We start from the raw sequence: 17491 nt of genomic DNA on the forward strand, positions 1-17491 counted from the left end.
CGCCTAACGTCACCGACGTGGTCAAGCTCTCCGTCATCGTGCCGTTCTACAACGTGCAGCAATACGCGCCCGACACTCTGAGAAGTCTCCGTGCGAACGCACGTGACGACTTCGAATTCATTCTCGTCGACGACTGTTCCAAGGACGGGACACCGGACATTCTCGCGCGCGCCGAGCGCGAGCTGCCCGGCGCGGTCGTCGTGCGACACGAACAGAACGGGGGACTCGCCACGGCCCGCAACACCGGCCTGGACGCGGCGCGCGGCGAGTACCTCACGTTCCTGGACGGCGACGACTGGCTCGCGCCGGGCTACTACCCGCGGCTCCTGGCCGCCATGGAGGGGCTGGGCTGCGACTTCGTCCGCGCGGACCATGTGCAGTGCACGGCCCGGGCCCGCACGATCCACCGGGTGCCGCACGGACTGCGCGGCGTCGTCCTCGATCCGCGGCGGGCGATCCTGCCGGCGGACCGCTCGACGTCCGTCGACTACGCGTACGCGTGGGCCGGCATGTACCACCGGCGTCTCGCCGACGAGGGGCTGCTGCACTTCACCGACGGGCTGCGCACGGCGGAGGACCGGCCGTGGATCTGGCGGCTGCACCGCGAGGCCAAATCCTTTGCCGCGGTGAGTCTGTTGGGCGTCTTCTATCGGCGCGGTGTCGCGTCCTCGCTCACCCAGATCGGCGACGTACGCCAGCTCGATTTCATTCGCGCATTCGACCAGGTCGTACGGGAAACAGCCGAGGACCGGGACGCGGATCAGCTTCTCCCGAAAGCCGTGCGCACGTACTGCGCCATCATTTCCCATCACTTGGGATCCATCGAAAGGTTCGAACCGGCCGTGGCGCGCAAATTGAAGTCCCTCAGCGCGGCGGCGCTCAAGCGCATGCCCCAACAGGTGCTCGACGAGGCGCTCGACTCGATGGACGTCGAGCGCGCCACCCGGCTGCGCCGGCTGCGCCGTCGTCCGGTGAGCGCGGAGGCCGCCGCATGACGACGCGCATTCTCCTCGCCTCGACCCTGTACGGCACCGCGACGCTCGCGGCCGCACTGGACACGGACCGCTTCGCCCCGGCGGACCGCACGATCCTGCTGGTCGCCAACAACGCGGCGACGCCCGAGACCACCCCGGCCGTCGACGAGATGCCCGGCTTCGAGCTGCTGCGCGGCCGCTTCGACGACGTCCTGTCCTGGAACGAGGCGATCTCCCCGTTCCACCCGGGCGGCTGGACACCGCGCTCGGACGATCTCCCCTTGTGGGAGCGGCACTTGCGGCTGCTCTGGGGCCTCGGGGACGACGAGGTCGAGCTGGCCGTCGAGTCCATCCAGGTGAACCCGGCGATGGCGGTCGCGCAGATCTTCACGGGCGCGCCGGTCGACGTGTACGCGGACGGCCTGATGAGCTACGGACCGACCCGGAACAAGATCGACCCGCTGGTCGGCACGCGCGTACGGCGTCTGCTCCACCTCGACCTCGTGCCGGGCCTGAAGCCGCTGCTGCTCACGGAGTTCGACGTCGAGCCCGAGATCGTCCCGACAGAGGCCTTCGTCAAGGTGCTCGCCGAACTAGGCGACACGGCGGGCGAGTTGCCGCACGTAGAAGGTGAACCGGCGCTCCTTCTCGGCCAGTACCTCTCCGCCCTCGACATCCTCACGGCCGAGGAGGAAGAGGACCTGCACGTACGGATGATGCGCGGGGCGTCCGAACTCGGGCACCGGCACATCGTGTTCAAGCCGCACCCCACGGCACCGGCCCGCTGGTCGCGCACGCTGGAGAAGGAGGCCGAGCGACTCGGCATCGAGCTGACCGTCCTGACCACACCGGTCCTCGCCGAGGTGCTGTACCAGCGGATGCGCCCGGCGCTGGTCGTCGGCTGCTTCTCCACGGCACTGCTCACCGCGTCGGCGCTGTACGGGATCCCGGTGGCCCGGGTCGGCACGTCCATACTGCTGGACCGCCTCGCCCCGTACCAGAACAGCAACCGGGTCCCCGTCACGATCGTCGACGCGCTGCTGCCCGAACTGACGGACCGGCCGGGCGTCGCCTCGCAGGAACAGCCCCTGTCCGTGGCCGAGTTGACCGATCTCCTGCGGGCGGTCGGCTTCGCGATGCAGGCCAAGATCTACCCGGAGCTGCGGCCCGCGGCCGAGCGTTTCCTCTCGACCCGGCTGAACGATCACACCTGGCGGTACTTCAAGCGCCGCCGGCTGACCTCCCTCGGTCTGCCCGGCGCCATCCCGACGCAGCTCGCGTTCATCCCGCGCAACGCGGCGGTGCGCAGAGTCGCGCGACGGGCCCGCTCCTTCAAACGGGCCGCACTCGGATGACCGTCACCGGCACGACCGCGCTCCCCGAGGCCGCACCCGGGTCGGCGGCCGCCCCGCCCCCACGGGCCAGGCGCGCCGCACCGCGCCTGTACGCCCTCGACGGGCTGCGGCTGATCGCCGCGCTGATGGTGGCGGCGTACCACTACGGCGGCCGCGACGGCGAGGTGTCCCACGCCTGGGGCACCTCGCCGCGCGTCCAGTTCCCGTCCCTGCACGGCTGGTTCGCGTACGGCTGTCTCGGGGTGCAGATCTTCTTCGTCATCAGCGGCTTCGTGATCTGCATGAGCGGCTGGGGCAGGCCCCTGCGCTCCTTCTTCGCCTCCCGCGCGTCCCGCCTGCTGCCGTCGTACTGGGTGGCGATCGCGCTGGTCACCGCGGTCTTCGCGCTGCCCGTGGTGGTGTATCGGACGGTCTCGCCCAGCGACGCCCTGGTGAACCTCACGATGCTCCAGCAGCCCCTGGGCGCGGACCGGGTGCTGGGCGTGTGCTGGACCCTGTGGGCGGAGCTCCGCTTCTACGCGCTGTTCGCCCTGTGTGTCGTCCTGCCGGGCGCGACCCGGCACCGCGTCGTGCTGTTCTGCGCGGTGTGGACGCTGGCCGCGGCGCTCGCGGAGGCCACCGGCGAACCCCTGCTGACCCTGGCGCTGATGCCGGAGTACGCCCCGTTCTTCATCGGCGGCATCGGCCTGTACCTGGTGCACCGCGACCGGCGCGACGTGACGGCCTGGGGCATCGTCGCGGTCAGCTGGCTGATCGGGCAGCACTTCGCCGTCGACCGGCTGTGGCACGCCCCGAACCCGGACTTCTTCTCGTACCGCACCTCGGTCGGCATCATCGCGGTCGTCACCGTGGGCTTCGCGGCGGTGGCGGCGATCGCGCTCGGCTGGACGGCGCGGGCGAACTGGCGCTGGCTGACCGTCGCGGGCGCGCTGACGTACCCGTTCTATCTGGTGCACGAGCACTTGGGCTGGGTGGCGATCGAGGCCCTGCACCGGCACGCCGGCCTGCCGTCGTGGGTCACGTTCGGGGCGACGATCGGCGTGATGCTGACGCTGGCCTGGCTGCTGAACCGTTACGTGGAGGAGTGGGCGACGCCGCTGCTGCGCCGGGTGCTGAACCGCCGGCCCCAGCCTCAACTCACCCCGTAGCGCACCTCGATCCCCGCCACGATCAGCCGCAGCCCCTCCTCGAACCGCTCGTCGTACGCCGCGAACAGCTGACCGCCCGCGGCGGCGGCGAGCGGGTAGTCGGCCAGCGTCCGGGCCCGCTCGGCGACATCGACGGCCGGCGGTTCCCCTTCGGCGTAGGGCCGCATGCCCTGCTCCTCCGTGACGAAGCCGAGCGTGTACATGTACGCGGTGGAGCTCGCCCACGCGGCCTGGTCCGGCTCGAATCCGGCGGCCACGAGGAACCTCAGGTTCGCCTCCATCTCGGGCCCGTGGTCGGTCCCGGTGAACCGCGATCCGCTGAAGACCTTCGCGCCGTCGCGGTAGCGCAGCAGCGTGGCGCGCAGCTGCCGGTTGCCCCGCATCAGCCACTCCTGCCAGCTGCCGGAGGGCTCGTACGCGACCTCCCCGGCGCCCGCCCGGCCGGCGCCGGTCATCCGCCGGAACATCACCGTCGCCATCTCGTCGAGCAGCGCCTGCTTGTTCTTGAAGTGCCAGTACAGGGCGGGCGCCTGGACGTTCAGCTCCTTGGCGATGGCGCGCAGCGTCAGGCCCTCCAGACCCACGTCGTTCAGCAGGTCGAGCGCGGTGTCGGCCACGTACGCCTTGTCGAGCTTGGCCTTCTCCGGCTTGGCCTTCTTCTGCTCTTTCGGGTTCGTCTGCTCAGCCACGCTTGACAGTTTAACGCCGTTAAGCCCATGCTCGGCGAACGGCCGACTTAACGACGTTAAGGAGACGGTGATGGCTGCTGCGGGTGCGGTGACGACGGATGTCCTGATCGTGGGCGCGGGCCCGACCGGCCTGGTGCTGGCGGCGGACCTGGCGCGGCGCGGGGTCGGGGCGCTGCTGGTGGAGCGCGCGGAGAGCCTGTTCCCCGGCTCGCGCGGCAAGGGCCTGCAGCCGCGCACGCAGGAGGTGCTGTTCGACCTCGGGGTGCTGGACGCGGTCCGCGCGGCGGGCACGGAGTACCCGACGATGCTGATCTGGGAGGGCGACGAGCCGGGCCAGGAGTGGGACATGCTCGAGCGCACCGAGCCGACCGAGCAGGTTCCGTTCGCGAACGGCTGGCTGATACCGCAGGCCCGCACGCAGGCGGTGCTGTACGCGCGGCTGCGGGAGCTGGGCGGCGAGGTCCGCTTCGGCGCCGGCCTGACGGGCCTGGAGCAGGACGCCGAGGGGGTGACGGCGACGCTCGACGACGGCTCGACGGTGCGCGCGCGGTACGCGGTGGCGGCGGACGGCGGCCGTTCCACGGTGCGCCGGGCGCTCGGCATCGGCATGACCGGCGAGACCGTCGACCCCAAGCCGATGCTGGTGGCGGACGTGCGGATCGCCGAGGACGCGCCGGTCCCGGACACGCACTGGCACGTGTGGCCGAAGGCGCCGGAGGGCGGCGTGGCCTTCTGCCCGCTGCCGTCGGACGAGGGCCGCGTCTTCCAGCTGGCCGCGCAGTACGCGGACGAGGCGGCGGTCCCCGACACCTCACCGGGCGCGGTGGCCAAGCTCCTCGCGACCCGTACGCCGCTGCGGGAGGAGCACGTCGCGGAGGTGATCTGGGCCTCGGACTTCCGGGCGCGCGCGGCACTGGCCGACCGCTTCCGCGAGGGCCGGATCTTCCTGGCGGGCGACGCGGCACACGTCCACTCCCCCGCAGGCGGACAGGGGCTGAACACGAGCGTGCAGGACGCCTACAACCTGGCGTGGAAGCTGGCCGCGGTGCTCGGCGGCGCCCCCGCCCGGCTCCTGGACACGTACGAGGAGGAGCGGGTGCCGATCGCGGAGGACATCCTCGGCATCAGTACCCGTATCCACCGCGCGGGCGCGGACAGCAGGGCCGTGCAGCGCGGCAAGGAAGTGCAGCAACTGGGCATCGGGTACCGGGAGTCGGCGCTGACCCGGGAGACCCGGACGGGCCTTCCGGAGGGCGCGCTGCGGGCCGGGGACCGGGCGCCGGACGGGCGGCGCGGCGGGGTCCGGCTGTTCGACGCCTTCCGCGGGCCGCACTGGACGCTGCTGGCGGTCGGCACGGACGCCGAGCTGCCGCCGGTGGACGGCGAGCGCATACGGGCGGTGCGCATCCCGGCGTACGAGGCCTATGGCACCGGGGTGTTCCTGGTGCGGCCGGACGGATATGTGGGGTGGGCCGGCGAGACGGCGGAGGGGGTACGGGAGTACCTGGCGGAGGTCGGGGTGGTGCCGGGACGCGGTGAGGCCGCTCCTGAGTGACGTCCCCGCACGCGGGCGCCGGGCGCTCGCCCCGGCCGGGGTCGACCCGGCGGGGGTCGCTCCGGCCGGGCTCACCCCGAGCGGGGTCCGGCTGCCGGAGGGGCTATGCGCTGGCCAGCGACAGCTTCACCGCGAAGCCCAGGAACAGCACCCCGGCGGCCGAGGTCGCACCGGCCGACAGCCGCTTGCGGCGGCGGAAGGCGGCGGACAGCCGGGTGCCGCTGAAGATCAGGGCCGACAGGTACAGCACGCTCGCGAGCTGGGCGAAGGCGCCGAGCACGACGAAGGAGAGGGCGGGATAGGCGTAGGACCTGTCCACGAACTGCACGAAGAAGGCGATGAAGAACAGGATCGCCTTCGGGTTGAGGAGGCTGATGACGAAGGCCCGGCGGAAGGGCCGCTCCTGGGCCGCAGGGACCTCGGAGGTGCCGGCCTCGGCGGCGGCGATCCGCTCGCGGCGGGTCCGCCACATCCCCCACGCGGCGCGCAGCATCCCGACCGCGAGCCAGGTCAGATATCCGGCGCCCGCGTACTTCACGATCCCGAAGAGCACGGCGTTGGCCTGGAGGAGGGAGGCGACACCGGCGGCGGACAGCGTCATCAGAACGGTGTCGCCGCACCAGACTCCGGCGGCGGCCTTGTAGCCGGTGCGTATGCCGCGGCGGGCGGCGACGGAGAGCACGTACAGCGAGTTCGGTCCGGGGAGGAGGACGATGAGGACGAGACCCGCGAGATAGGTCGGAAGATCGATGACACCCAGCATGAGCGGAGTGTCGCACAGCTGCTCGACACTCCGCCCAGGGGTTCCAGCTGGCGGAAGATCACAGGTCAGCGGGGAGTTCGCCGGTCAGAACGCGTCGGAGGGGATGTAGGTGCCCCACACCTCGCGCAGGGCGTCGCAGACCTCGCCGACGGTGGCACGGGCGCGCAGGGCGTCCTTCATCGGGTAGAGGACGTTGTCGTCGCCCTCGGCGGCCTTCTGCAGGGCGGCGAGGGCCGCGTCGACGGCGGCCTGGTCGCGTTCGGCGCGCAGGGCCGCCAGCCGTTCGGCCTGCTGGGCCTCGATGGCGGGGTCGACGCGCAGCGGCTCGTAGGGCTCCTCCGCGTCGAGCTGGTAGCGGTTGACGCCGACCACGACGCGCTCGCCGGAGTCGGTCTCCTGGGCGATGCGGTAGGCGGAGCGCTCGATCTCGGACTTCTGGAAGCCGTGCTCGATGGCGTTCACCGCGCCGCCCAGGTCCTCGACGCGTTCCATGAGGGCGAGGGCGGCGGCCTCGACGTCGTCGGTCATCTTCTCGACGACGTAGGACCCGGCGAACGGATCGACGGTGGCCGTCACGTCCGTCTCGTAGGCCAGGACCTGCTGGGTGCGCAGGGCCAGGCGGGCGGACTTGTCGGTGGGCAGCGCGATGGCCTCGTCGAAGGAGTTGGTGTGCAGGGACTGGGTGCCGCCCAGCACCGCGCCCAGGCCCTGGACGGCGACGCGGACCAGGTTCACCTCCGGCTGCTGCGCGGTCAGCTGCACCCCGGCCGTCTGGGTGTGGAAGCGCAGCATCAGCGACTTGGGGTTCTGCGCGCCGAACTCCTCCTTCATCACCCGCGCCCAGATCCGGCGCGCGGCACGGAACTTGGCGACCTCCTCCAGGATCGTGGTGCGGGCCACGAAGAAGAAGGACAGCCGCGGCGCGAAGTCGTCCACGTCCATGCCGGCCGCCACCGCGGTGCGCACGTACTCGATGCCGTCGGCGAGCGTGAAGGCGATCTCCTGCGCGGGCGAGGCCCCCGCCTCGGCCATGTGGTAGCCGGAGATCGAGATGGTGTTCCACTTCGGGATCTCGGCCCGGCAGTACTTGAAGATGTCCGCAATCAGCCGGAGGGAGGGCTTGGGCGGGAAGATGTAGGTGCCGCGGGCGATGTACTCCTTGAGCACGTCGTTCTGGATCGTGCCGGTGAGCCGGTCCGCCGGTACGCCCTGTTCCTCGCCCACGAGCTGGTACATGAGCAGCAGCAGCGCGGCGGGGGCGTTGATCGTCATCGACGTGGAGACCTTGTCCAGCGGGATCCCGCCGAACAGGACGCGCATGTCGTCGATCGAGTCGATGGCGACACCGACCTTGCCGACCTCGCCGGAGGCGATGGGGGCGTCGGAGTCGTGGCCCATCTGGGTCGGCAGGTCGAAGGCGACCGACAGGCCCATCGTGCCGTTCGCGATCAGCTGCTTGTAGCGGGCGTTGGACTCGGTGGCCGTGCCGAATCCGGCGTACTGGCGCATCGTCCACGGACGGCCCGTGTACATGGAGGGATAGACACCCCGCGTGAACGGATAGGCGCCCGGCTCCCCCAGCTTCCGCTCCGGGTCCCAGCCGTCCAGGGCCGACGGGCCGTACACCGGCTCGATGGGCAGTCCGGACTCGGATTCGCGCGCCATGGTTGTGCCTCCAGCGATCTGCCGATTGATCGTGTGTGCCTGCGACGCCCGCACGTGTTACTCGTCAGTAGTCGCGGCTCTCGCGACGGACTGTAGCGGCGGGCGTGCGGCGAGTGGAGAGGACCGCGCTGGGACCTTCCTCACAGAGCCGCATCAGGGTTGTACCCGCTGCCGGGCCCTCTGTTCGCAACCATTCGGGCGCGGGCAGCATCTGAGGTGACAAGAGAGATGGGCGCGGCAGGCGGGGGACGTCATGCGGACAGCTGTCATACGGAGAACACTCGCCGCCACCGGGGTACTGGCCCTGGTCGGCGGATGCACGGCGCAGGCGGCCGGCACGGGCGGCAGGCAGCCGGCCGCGCCGAGTGCGTCCGCGCCTTCCGCTTCCGCCCCGTCGCGGGCCCCGGACCCGGTCGACGCCAAGCCGTCCGGCACGCCCCGGGCGTCGGCGACTCCCGCGCCCAAGGTCCTGTTCGCCCCCGGTGACCAGGGCAAGGACGTGCGCGCGCTGCAGGCGCGGCTGCGTCAGGTGGCGTGGCTGTTCGACGGGCCGACAGGCACGTACGGGGCGTCGACGACCGCGGCGGTCAAGGGGTTCCAGGGCAAGCGCGGCCTGCCGCGCACCGGCACCACCGACACCGTCACCTGGCAGCGACTGCTCGCGATGACGCACGAGCCGACCCGCGACGAGCTGTACGCGTCGGGCGGCCGGCCCCCGGCGAAGCCGGACCCGCGCTGTATGACGGGGCGCGTGCTGTGCATCAGCAAGACGAGCCGGACGCTGTCGTGGATGGTGGACGGCAAGCGGCTGATGACGACGGACGTGCGGTTCGGCGCGCAGTACACGCCCACCCGCGAGGGCGTCTTCCAGGTGTACTGGAAGTCCCGGCACCACGTCTCGACGCTCTACGACTCGCCCATGCCGTACGCGATGTTCTTCAGCGGGGGCCAGGCGGTGCACTACTCGTCGGACTTCGCGGCCCGCGGCTACGCCGGCGCTTCGCACGGCTGCGTGAACGTACGGGACGAAGGGAAGATCGCGAGCCTGTTCGCTCAGGTGCGCAACGGCGACAAGGTCGTCATCTACTGGTGAGGGCGGTGCCGACCACGGCTCCGGCTCCTGGATGTTGGGGGCGTGGGTGGGACCGGGGGAACGTGTCCCACCCACGCCGGTGGCACTGAGCCGTAGGTACGGGGGGAACCCCGGCTCGCGCGCCGGCCGATGACCAGTCGGCTCACTCAGTACTGCGTCTCCCCCGCCAAAAACGTCACACCTGTCGCGACTCTTTTTTGGACAACTGCATCTGCGCAGGTCAGGGGCCGCTTTTACGGGGCTGACGAGACGGACGGGGAGGGCGTGGCCGTCGCTGTGGGGAGGCCGGGCGCGGCGCTGTAGGAGAGGCCCGGTGAGGGTTCGGGGGCGGGCGGGGCAGGGGTGTTCCCGGCGTGCTGTCCGTCGTCGCCGCCGGCGTCGTCGTCCTCGTCGCCGTCCTGGCCACCGTTGTGGCCGTCCGAGCCGCCCGAGCCGCCCGAGCCGTCGGAGCCGCCCGAGCCGTTCGACCCGCCGAAGCCGTAGGTGCCGTCGGAGCGGCCGAGCACGCGGTCGCAGAACCGGTTGAGGTCGGCCGCGCTCCTGCCGTACTTCCTCGCGGAGTCGCGCAGTCGCTGCTGTTCGTCCGAGCCGAGCTGTCCGCCGCGGTATCTGAGGCAGGCCTCGACCAGGCGGCGGCGCACTCCCTCGGCCGTCCGGCCGCTGTCGCCGGTGCGCGGGGCGGGTGCGCGGGTCGTGCTCTTGCGCTCGGGTCTCTCCTCGCGGCGATCCGCGCTCGGCGCGCCGGAGCCGTCGGGTGTCGCCGAGCCGTCGGGCAGCACCTCGTCGCGGTCCGTGTCGCTCGGCGAGGGCGAGGACGAGACGAGCGGCCGGTCGGGGCTGGCCGCACCCGACACGGAGGCGGCCGGTGTCGGATTCCCGCCGCCGAACGGCGAGGGCAGCACCCCGGTCCCGGCGGCGACGGCGACGCCGCCGACCATGCACGCGGCGAGCGCGGCGGCCATCCCGAACCGCACCGGCCGTCCCCAGCGCGGACCGTCCCCGGCCTCGCGCCCCGGACCGGCCGGCGCCGGCGCTCCGGACGCGCCCGCGCGGTGCCGCCCGGCCCGGGCGGGGCGGTCGGCGCCGATCACCACCCGGTCCACGGCGTCGTCCACGGCACGGACGGCGCGGGCCTCCCGGAACGCCTTCAACGCGGCGTCCTCACCGGGGAGTTCGCCCTCGGGCCCGGCCGGAAGCACGGTCAGCGCGTCGAGCGCCGTGATGATCCGCTCGGCCTGCCGGATGTCGTCGTCGGTGACGGCCTTCAGCGGCTCCCCGCGCAGCAGGCGTTCCGCCGCGTCGCGGTCCAGCCACTTGTCGTGCTCGTCGGCCATCACATGTCCTTCTGCGTCCGCGTACGCGATTGCGTCACACCGGCGGACGTCACCGTGCGGGTGCTCGGCTGCCTCGGAGGCGGTACGGCGCCGAGGCTGCCGGCGGTCTTCGGGTCCTTGTCGAGCAGTTCGGCCAGCCGCTTCAGTCCGCGGTGCGCGGCGGTGCGGACGGCTCCGGGCCGCTTGCCGAGGGTCTGCGCGGCGCTCTTCGCGTCGAGGCCGACGACGACGCGCAGGACGACGGCTTCGGCCTGGTCCTGCGGGAGTTGGGCGATCAGGTTCATGGCGGTGCCGGTGGCGAGGGACTCCATCGCCTCGTCGGCGGTGTCGGAGAGCGCGGGTTTGCCGGTGAGTTCGGTCTCGTCGCCGCCGATGGCGGGCCGGCGCCCCCGCATGCGTATGTGGTCCAGGGCCCGGTTGCGGGCGATCCGGGCGGCCCAGCCGCGGAACCGGTCGGCGTCGCCCTCGAACCGCTCCAGGTCCCGGGCGATCTGCAGCCAGGACTCGGAGGCGACGTCCTCGGCGTCCGGGTCGCCGACGAGTGTGCGTATGTACCCGAGCAGCCGTGGGTGCACGGCGCGGTACACAGTCCGGAACGCGGTCTCGTCCCCGTCCTGTGCCGCAAGCACCGCGGCGGTCAGCTCCGCGTCGTCCCCCAGCACTCCCAGTCCCTGCCTGCCCACTCGGCGTCGTGCGCCCCCAGCGCGAATCAGCACGCTACGGCCTGAAATCCCCCACGTCCATGTTTGTACAACGGGCAACTAGTGGGTCACCCAGCGGGGTGTGACAGAAAACGCACCCGTGGCGCTGAAGAGAGTACGGGCCGCTCGCGACCCGTACCGCGCGGCGGCCGGGGTCTCTCCTGTGGGGGGTGGCGACCTCGGCCGTCCCGTATTTCCGGCCCCCGTGCGGGCGCCTTCCGGATCCGGTCCGCCGTGGCGGCCTCCGGCCCCGCCGATCCCGGCCCGGGTGGGCGTCGTGGCCGATTCCGGTCCGCCGCGTCACCGCTGTGGCCACCGTGGCGCCCGTTGCCGGCGTGGCTACTTCTCGCCCTGGTGCTTGTGGCCGTTGTCGCGCCCTTCGCCCTTGCCGGGCGGGCCGGCCGTCGGCGTTCCGCATGCCTCGAAGGCCCGCTCCGAGCGGTCGAGGCCGCGCCCCTTCTCGTAGGACGTGCAGCGCGCCGCGCGGTCGCGGCCGTGCGCCGGCCGCTCGGACGACGACACCGCCAGGGGCGAGGTCCGCTGCGACGGCGACGCGGCGGGGAGCGGGGTCCGCCGCGACGGCGACGCCGCGGGGGGCGAGGTCCGCGCGGGCGGGCCCGTCACGGTGGGGGCGGGCCGCGGCGCACGCTCCGGGCCGCCCGACGACGGTGCGCTCCCGCCCGTCCCGATCCCGGCGACCGCGACGCCCCCGACGACCGCGACGCTCGCGAGCAGGACCCCGGCGGCGGCGCGCAGCGACCAGCGCGCCCGGCGGCGCGGCCGCCAGTCGTCGCGGCGCCGGGTCCGCCCCTGCGCCGTGTGCGCACCGGAGTCGCGCGCGGCGCGGAACGCGGCGAGCGCCGCCCGCTCGCCCTCCGCGCCGGGCGCGTCCGGCCGGACCGCGCCGGCCAGCAGGTCGCCCAGTGACACCGGCACGGCGGGGCCCGGGCCGACCGGTGACGGGGTGTTGTCAGTCATCTCGACTCCCCCAGCGTGTGCGGCCCGTCATCCGTCACACCGAGTTGTTTCGCCAGCCGTCGCAGCCCCCGGTACGCGGCGGTGCGCACGGCGCCGGGCCGTTTGCCGAGGACGCGCGCGGCGGCCGCCGCGTCGAGCCCGACGACGATCCGCAGCAGGACCGCCTCGCCCTGGTCGGGCGGGAGAGCGGCGAGGAGGGCGAAGGCGCGTTCCGTGGAGATGGTCTCCAGGGCCTGCTCGGCGGTGTTGTGCGCGGCGGGCAGTTCGAGGACGTCCTGTTCCAGCGCGGACGGCCGCGGCCGCGCCTTCTGACGGCGCAGCAGGTCGAGTGCGCGGTGCCGGGCGATGGTCGCGGTCCAGCCGCGAAAGCCCGCCCCGTCCCCGCGAAAGCGCCCCAGGTCCCGGGCGATCTCCAGCCAGGCGTCGGCGGCGACGTCCTCGGCCTCGTCGCCGACGAGGCCGCGCAGATAGCCGAGCAGACCCGGCTGCACGAGCCGGTAGGCCACGGCGAACGCCGCCTCGTCACCTGCCTGGGCCCGCTCGACGGCCGCGCCCAACTCCTCGTCGTACGCCTGTGTACGCCGGGGCTGCCCTCCCTGGCCCAACCGCTTTCCTCTTCGTACGTCTTCGGGGACGGATCGTCCTCGAGGGCGGATCCCCGTCCGCCCGCGACCCCTTGTACCGATCAGCGCCCGCCCGTACGGAAACGTCACAGGCACCGGTGGGCGCGTCAGACCTCGAACACCGCGCCGCCGTCCGTCGGGGGCTCCACGACCTGCGCGGGGTCGGGGCGCTGGACACGCACCGGGGCGCCGTAGGCGGAGAACGCGACGTCGACCTCCATGCCGCCGGCCTTCCCCTTGATGGAGCGCAGGTACGGGGCGCCGTCCGCCTCGACGTACACCGCGCCGCTCTCGCCGTCGCGGGCCGGCGGAACGAGCGGGACCATCCGGTGCCCGGCGCGCCGCACGACGGGCCGTGCCCGGGTGCCCTCGGCGTTCGCCGTCATCAGCGTGGCCAGGGACCGGCCGAGGCCGCACTGCGCGCCGATCGCCTTCGCGCCCTTCGGACCCGGCATCGCCTTCACGTACTTGCCGCGCGCCCGGAGGGCGAACTGCCGCATCCGCTCGGCCACTTCAGGGCCTTGCGTCTCGGCCCTGCGCCGCAGCACGTCGAGGGAGGCGTCGGTGTACTTCAGGTACGCCTCGGCCGCCGAACCGCCCTTGCCCCCGTCGTCTCCGTCGTCCCCGTCGTCCCCGTCGTCTCCGTCGTCCCCGTCGTCTCCGTCGCCCGCGAGGAAGACGATCTCGGCGCGGATGCCGGATTCGACGGCGACGGTGCCCGCGCAGTTCCCGTCGTGGTCCATGCGCATGTCGCTGTGCACGTGGGTCGTGCCCTTGGCGACGTCACTGACCATCCGCACGGAGGGCGCGTCCCGCAGCAGCGTGCCCGACTCCTTCAACAGCTTCTCCCCGCGCACCTGGTCGACCGGCCTGGGCGCTTCCGTGGCGTCGGCGTCGGCGGCCGGGCGGGTGCTCGCGGGCGGTTCGGCGAGCGCCGTCACGGTCGCGGACGGTACGACGGGCCGGAAGACCGCGCCGCCCGCGGCGAGCGCGACGACGAACACACCGGTGATCACAGGGCGGCGCACGCGCGGCTCCGCCCCGGCAGGGTCAGATAGAAGGTCGCGAGGGACTCCTCGGGCCCGGCCTCGTACCGGTTGACGACCTTGCCCAGCGGGTTCCACACCCGCCCGTCCGGCATCCGCACACCGACGCTCTGCCCGAAGTACGCGCGCTGCGCCTCGTCCAGGTCCACCCACACGGCGCCGGCCCGCCGCACGAGCACCTCGCCGACGTACGCGCCGAGCCCGGTGAGGACCGTGTCGGCCCGGGCCCGGTCCGAACTCCCCCTGCGCAGGCCGTCGATGAGGAAGTCGACGACCCGCAGGCTGGCGACGGAGTAGTCGAGCGGCAGCCGCTGCGAGGCGATCCGCGTGACGAAGCCCGCCGCGTACCGCCGCATCTCAGCGGCCCGTTTGTCGCCCTCAGGCATGGTGTGCACCCCTTGGTCCGGTCGTGCGGTGAGCGCGGTTCCGGCTCTTCCCGCACTCCCCCAGCGCCCGGACGCACGGAGACGTCACAGGTTTCTCACATGTCGCTTCTCACACAGGAGATTCGCCGCGGGCCTACAACCCTTCGCCCGTCTCATCGGTCGCGGAGGACTCCGCGAGCGAAGGATTCCGCCAACTGGCCAAAAGAAGAAGGTGAGTTGCCGGCGCACATGCGGCGCCTCCGGTCCCGCCGTGACGCACGACACACGTGTGCAACCTGTGACGCTCGTCGACTGTCTTTCGCTGAATAGAACATCTGCCCGCGGTACTCGCGGGAATTCTGTGAACTTCTTCAAGGGGTGGGGCATTTGAGCCCGCGACATTCGCGCGCCAGGCACCAGAATGCGCACAGTTCGCACGCGTACAAGCCGCTGAGTCTGCGGCGCAGGGCGTGGATCACGGTCGGCGCGGTCGTGCTCGGCGGCGCCGGTGCGGCGACGTACGCCATGGCGGCCGATCCGGTCACCTCGGCCAAGGGCGCCGAGCACCGGGCCGCGGCGGTCCACACGCTGAAGCTGGAGACGAAGGGCGACCGCAAGGTCGTGCCGCAGAAGTCCACCCGGACGTTCAGTGCCGTGTCGGTGACCTGGAAGGACCCCGACGCCGAGATCGACGGCAAGGCCCAGTTCCGGGCCCGCGACGCCGAGAGCGGCACCTGGGGCGCCTGGACGACGCTGCCCCAGGAGACGAACGACGCCGACGGCGCCGAGCGCGAGCACTCCGCGATCCGCGGCGGCACCGCGTCGGTGCCGACCGAGGACGACTCGAACGGCGTCGAGGTCCGGGTGATCGCCGCCGACGGCACCGCCTCCGGCCTGCCCGCCGGCATGGACGTCAAGCTGATCGACCCCGGCACCGGCCCCTCCGCCGCGGACCTCGCCGAGCCGGCCGCGTACCGCGAGGACACGGCCACGCCGACGCCCGGCCCGACGGCGACGGACAGCCCCACGCCCGCCGCGACCGACACCGCGACGCCCCCGGCGTCCACGTCCCCGGCCCCCTCGGACAGCACGTCCACGACGGCCGCCCCGACACCGGATCCGACCGAGACCGTCCCCGAGCCCCTCCCGTCGACGGTCGCCGAGCCGCAGATCATCCCGCAGTCGGTGTGGGGCCCGGGACTCTCGCACGACGGAACACCCGCCTACGACACGGAGATCAAGGCCGCCGTCGTCCACCACACCGGTGTCGACGCGGACAACCAGGTCCCCTGTGCCAGGTCCGCCGAGCGCCTGCGCCAGATCCAGCAGGACCACGTCGGCAAGGGCTACTACGACATCGGCTACAACTTCGTCGTCGACCGCTGCGGCCAGATATTCGAGGGCCGTACCGGTGGCGTGGACCTGCCGGTGCACGGGGCCCACGACTACGGCTTCAACACGGACACCGTCGGCATCTCCTACATAGGCAACTTCGAGACGGCCAAGCCCACCAAGGCCGCGCTCGACGCGATAGCCCGGGTCGTCGCCTGGAAGTTCGGCCAGTACGGCATCTCGCCGACCGGCACCGTCACGATGACCTCCAACGGTGACCTGAACGTCGACGGCAACCTCGTCCCCAAGGGCACGACGAAGACCCTGCCGCGCGTCTTCGGCCACAAGGACACCAACGCCACCGCCTGCCCCGGCGCGAACCTGTACCCGAAGCTGTCCCGCATCCGCACCCTCGCCGCGACCCCGGGCATCTCGCACGCCCTGGTTTCCCAGAACGTGGTCGGCGACGCCACCGCGGACATCGTCACCGGGCTGCCCAAGGGCGCGAGCGGCGGCCAGGTCGTCGTCGTGCCGGGCACCGCGTCCGGCCCGAGCGCCACCGGCAAGAAGGTCGTCTCGCAGGCCGGGGACGTACCCGGCGCGGCCGAGTCCGGCGACGAGTTCGGCGCGTCCACCGCGACCGGCGACATCAACGGCGACGGCTACACCGACCTCGTGGTCGGCCAGCCCGGCGAGGACGACACCTCGGGCCACGCGGACCGCGGCGCCGCCACCGTCGTGTACGGGCCGGACTTCACCTCGGGCTTCGGCATCAACCTGGACGCGAGCTACGCGCTGACCGGCGCCCGGTTCGGTTCGGCCGTGGCCGTCGGCGACTTCAACGCGGACGGCACCGCCGACGTGTTCGCGGCCTCCACCGGCCTCGGCGGCACCTGGACGGCCCGCTACGGCGAGGGCTGGGAGACCGACTCCACCATCACCGGCAGCGAGGGGAACCTGGCCTACGCGGACGCCGCGTCCGGCGACTTCGACCAGGACGGCTACGCGGACGTCGCCCTCAACTACCGCGACGCCACCGGCATCGGCCGCGTCACCTGGTACAAGGGCGGCTCCGGCGGCCTGCGCAAGGCGGCCACGCTGACCGTGAAGGGCGGCCGCTCCATCGGCGCCGGCGACATCAACGGCGACGGCGTCGACGACATCGCCATCGGCCAGCCCTACACCGCCGAGTCCGGCGCGACGGCCGGCGGCCAGGTCACCTTCGTCAAGGGCGTGGCCGGCACCGGCCTGACCGCCACCGGCGCCAAGTCGGTCAGCCAGTCCACGTCCGGCGTGCCCGGCGCCGCCGAGTCCGGCGACGCGATGGGCTGGTCGGTCGCGGTCGGCGACTACGACCTCGACGGCTACGCGGACGTCCTGACCGGCGCCCCGAACGAGGACATCACCCGTACCTCGAACCGCTCCAACGCCGGTACGTCGCTGCTCCTGAAGGGCTCGTCGACCGGTCTGACCGGCACCGGGGCGATCGCCGTCTCGCAGGACACCGAAGGCATTCCCGGCTCGACCGAGACGAACGACAACCTCGGCTCGGCGGTCGCCCTCGGCGACTTCTCCGGCTACGGCCGCGCCGACCTGGTCATCGGCACGGCGGGCGAGGACACGGGCAACGGCACCCTGATGTACGTGCCGAGCAACAGCAGCGGTCCGGGTCTGAGCTCGGCGAAGACCTTCAACAACGCGACGCTCGGTACCCCGAACGGTGCCCGCCTGGGCACCAACCTGGCGCCGTAGCGGTCGGGTCGTCACGCCGGGCCGTGGGGGCCGTTCGGTCCCCACGGCCCGGCGCCGAAAGGCCGCCCGATTTGTGCCAACGCTTGCGTCACACACGCAACTTGGGTTAATCACTACA

The 17491-nt window shown here is 72.6% G+C and carries 15 protein-coding genes; 6 read left to right on the forward strand and 9 right to left on the reverse strand.

From position 1 onward, the window contains the following. The first annotated feature begins 17 nt into the window (after positions 1-17). The 3 genes from ACQUQD_RS15770 to ACQUQD_RS15780 are packed head-to-tail and all read left to right on the forward strand — an operon-like array spanning position 18 to position 3477. Positions 18-995: a glycosyltransferase family 2 protein gene (locus ACQUQD_RS15770; protein WP_428952712.1), complete on the forward strand. Its 978-nt coding sequence runs from the start codon at positions 18-20 to the stop codon at positions 993-995. Next, positions 992-2329, forward strand: a complete 1338-nt coding sequence (locus tag ACQUQD_RS15775; RefSeq protein WP_428952713.1) for a polysialyltransferase family glycosyltransferase — start codon at positions 992-994, stop codon at positions 2327-2329. Before ACQUQD_RS15770 ends, ACQUQD_RS15775 begins: the two co-directional genes overlap by 4 nt. After that, on the forward strand, positions 2326-3477 hold the full coding sequence (locus tag ACQUQD_RS15780; protein ID WP_428952714.1) for an acyltransferase family protein: 1152 nt from the start codon (positions 2326-2328) through the stop codon (positions 3475-3477). The genes ACQUQD_RS15775 and ACQUQD_RS15780 overlap by 4 nt, the downstream gene beginning before the upstream one ends. On the opposite strand, the gene ACQUQD_RS15785 is transcribed toward ACQUQD_RS15780, so the two are convergent. Further along, positions 3462-4166 carry a TetR/AcrR family transcriptional regulator C-terminal domain-containing protein gene (locus ACQUQD_RS15785; protein ID WP_428952715.1) on the reverse strand — a complete coding sequence of 235 codons (705 nt, stop codon included), beginning with the start codon at positions 4164-4166 and terminating at the stop codon, positions 3462-3464. The two genes, ACQUQD_RS15780 and ACQUQD_RS15785, sit on opposite strands and share 16 nt — an antisense overlap. A 70-nt stretch (positions 4167-4236) precedes the next feature. On the opposite strand from ACQUQD_RS15785, the gene ACQUQD_RS15790 reads away from it, so the two are divergent. Next, a complete protein-coding gene (locus ACQUQD_RS15790; RefSeq protein ID WP_428952716.1) occupies positions 4237-5721 on the forward strand; it encodes an FAD-dependent monooxygenase in 1485 nt (494 codons plus the stop codon). A gap of 103 nt (positions 5722-5824) precedes the next feature. Here ACQUQD_RS15790 and leuE read toward each other — a convergent pair whose 3' ends face one another. Continuing rightward, positions 5825-6484 (reverse strand): leucine efflux protein LeuE, encoded by a 660-nt coding sequence (leuE, locus tag ACQUQD_RS15795; RefSeq protein ID WP_428952717.1) that lies wholly within the window; start codon positions 6482-6484, stop codon positions 5825-5827. Positions 6485-6568: 84 nt separating this feature from the next. After that, entirely contained in the window at positions 6569-8149 is a 1581-nt protein-coding gene (locus ACQUQD_RS15800) for an acyl-CoA mutase large subunit family protein (RefSeq protein ID WP_428952718.1), read from the reverse strand. 253 nt (positions 8150-8402) lie between these two features. On the opposite strand from ACQUQD_RS15800, the gene ACQUQD_RS15805 reads away from it, so the two are divergent. Next, positions 8403-9242 (forward strand): L,D-transpeptidase family protein, encoded by an 840-nt coding sequence (locus ACQUQD_RS15805; RefSeq protein WP_428952719.1) that lies wholly within the window; start codon positions 8403-8405, stop codon positions 9240-9242. Positions 9243-9475: 233 nt separating this feature from the next. Here the strand turns inward: ACQUQD_RS15805 and ACQUQD_RS15810 are convergent, their stop codons facing one another. The 6 genes from ACQUQD_RS15810 to ACQUQD_RS15835 form a co-directional block, all read right to left on the reverse strand. Next, entirely contained in the window at positions 9476-10576 is a 1101-nt protein-coding gene (locus ACQUQD_RS15810; RefSeq protein WP_428952720.1) for a hypothetical protein, read from the reverse strand. Then, the gene (locus ACQUQD_RS15815) at positions 10576-11238 is read right to left on the reverse strand and encodes an RNA polymerase sigma factor (protein ID WP_428952721.1); all 663 of its coding nucleotides are present in this window, start codon (positions 11236-11238) and stop codon (positions 10576-10578) included. Before ACQUQD_RS15815 ends, ACQUQD_RS15810 begins: the two co-directional genes overlap by 1 nt. Before the next feature lie 378 nt (positions 11239-11616). Beyond that, complete coding sequence (locus ACQUQD_RS15820) at positions 11617-12255, reverse strand: hypothetical protein (RefSeq protein WP_428952722.1); 639 nt, start codon at positions 12253-12255, stop codon at positions 11617-11619. Then, on the reverse strand, positions 12252-12860 hold the full coding sequence (locus tag ACQUQD_RS15825) for an RNA polymerase sigma factor (RefSeq protein ID WP_428952723.1): 609 nt from the start codon (positions 12858-12860) through the stop codon (positions 12252-12254). Before ACQUQD_RS15825 ends, ACQUQD_RS15820 begins: the two co-directional genes overlap by 4 nt. 125 nt (positions 12861-12985) lie before the next feature. After that, the gene (locus ACQUQD_RS15830; RefSeq protein WP_428952724.1) at positions 12986-13906 is read right to left on the reverse strand and encodes a hypothetical protein; all 921 of its coding nucleotides are present in this window, start codon (positions 13904-13906) and stop codon (positions 12986-12988) included. Then, positions 13891-14310, reverse strand: coding sequence for a hypothetical protein (locus ACQUQD_RS15835; protein ID WP_428952725.1), 420 nt, complete (start codon positions 14308-14310; stop codon positions 13891-13893). Before ACQUQD_RS15835 ends, ACQUQD_RS15830 begins: the two co-directional genes overlap by 16 nt. 366 nt (positions 14311-14676) lie before the next feature. On the opposite strand from ACQUQD_RS15835, the gene ACQUQD_RS15840 reads away from it, so the two are divergent. Beyond that, positions 14677-17373, forward strand: a complete 2697-nt coding sequence (locus ACQUQD_RS15840) for an N-acetylmuramoyl-L-alanine amidase (RefSeq protein ID WP_428952726.1) — start codon at positions 14677-14679, stop codon at positions 17371-17373. The last annotated feature ends 118 nt before the right edge of the window (positions 17374-17491 follow it).

Source organism: Streptomyces sp. cg35, assembly GCF_050410835.1.
Classification (GTDB): domain Bacteria; phylum Actinomycetota; class Actinomycetes; order Streptomycetales; family Streptomycetaceae; genus Streptomyces.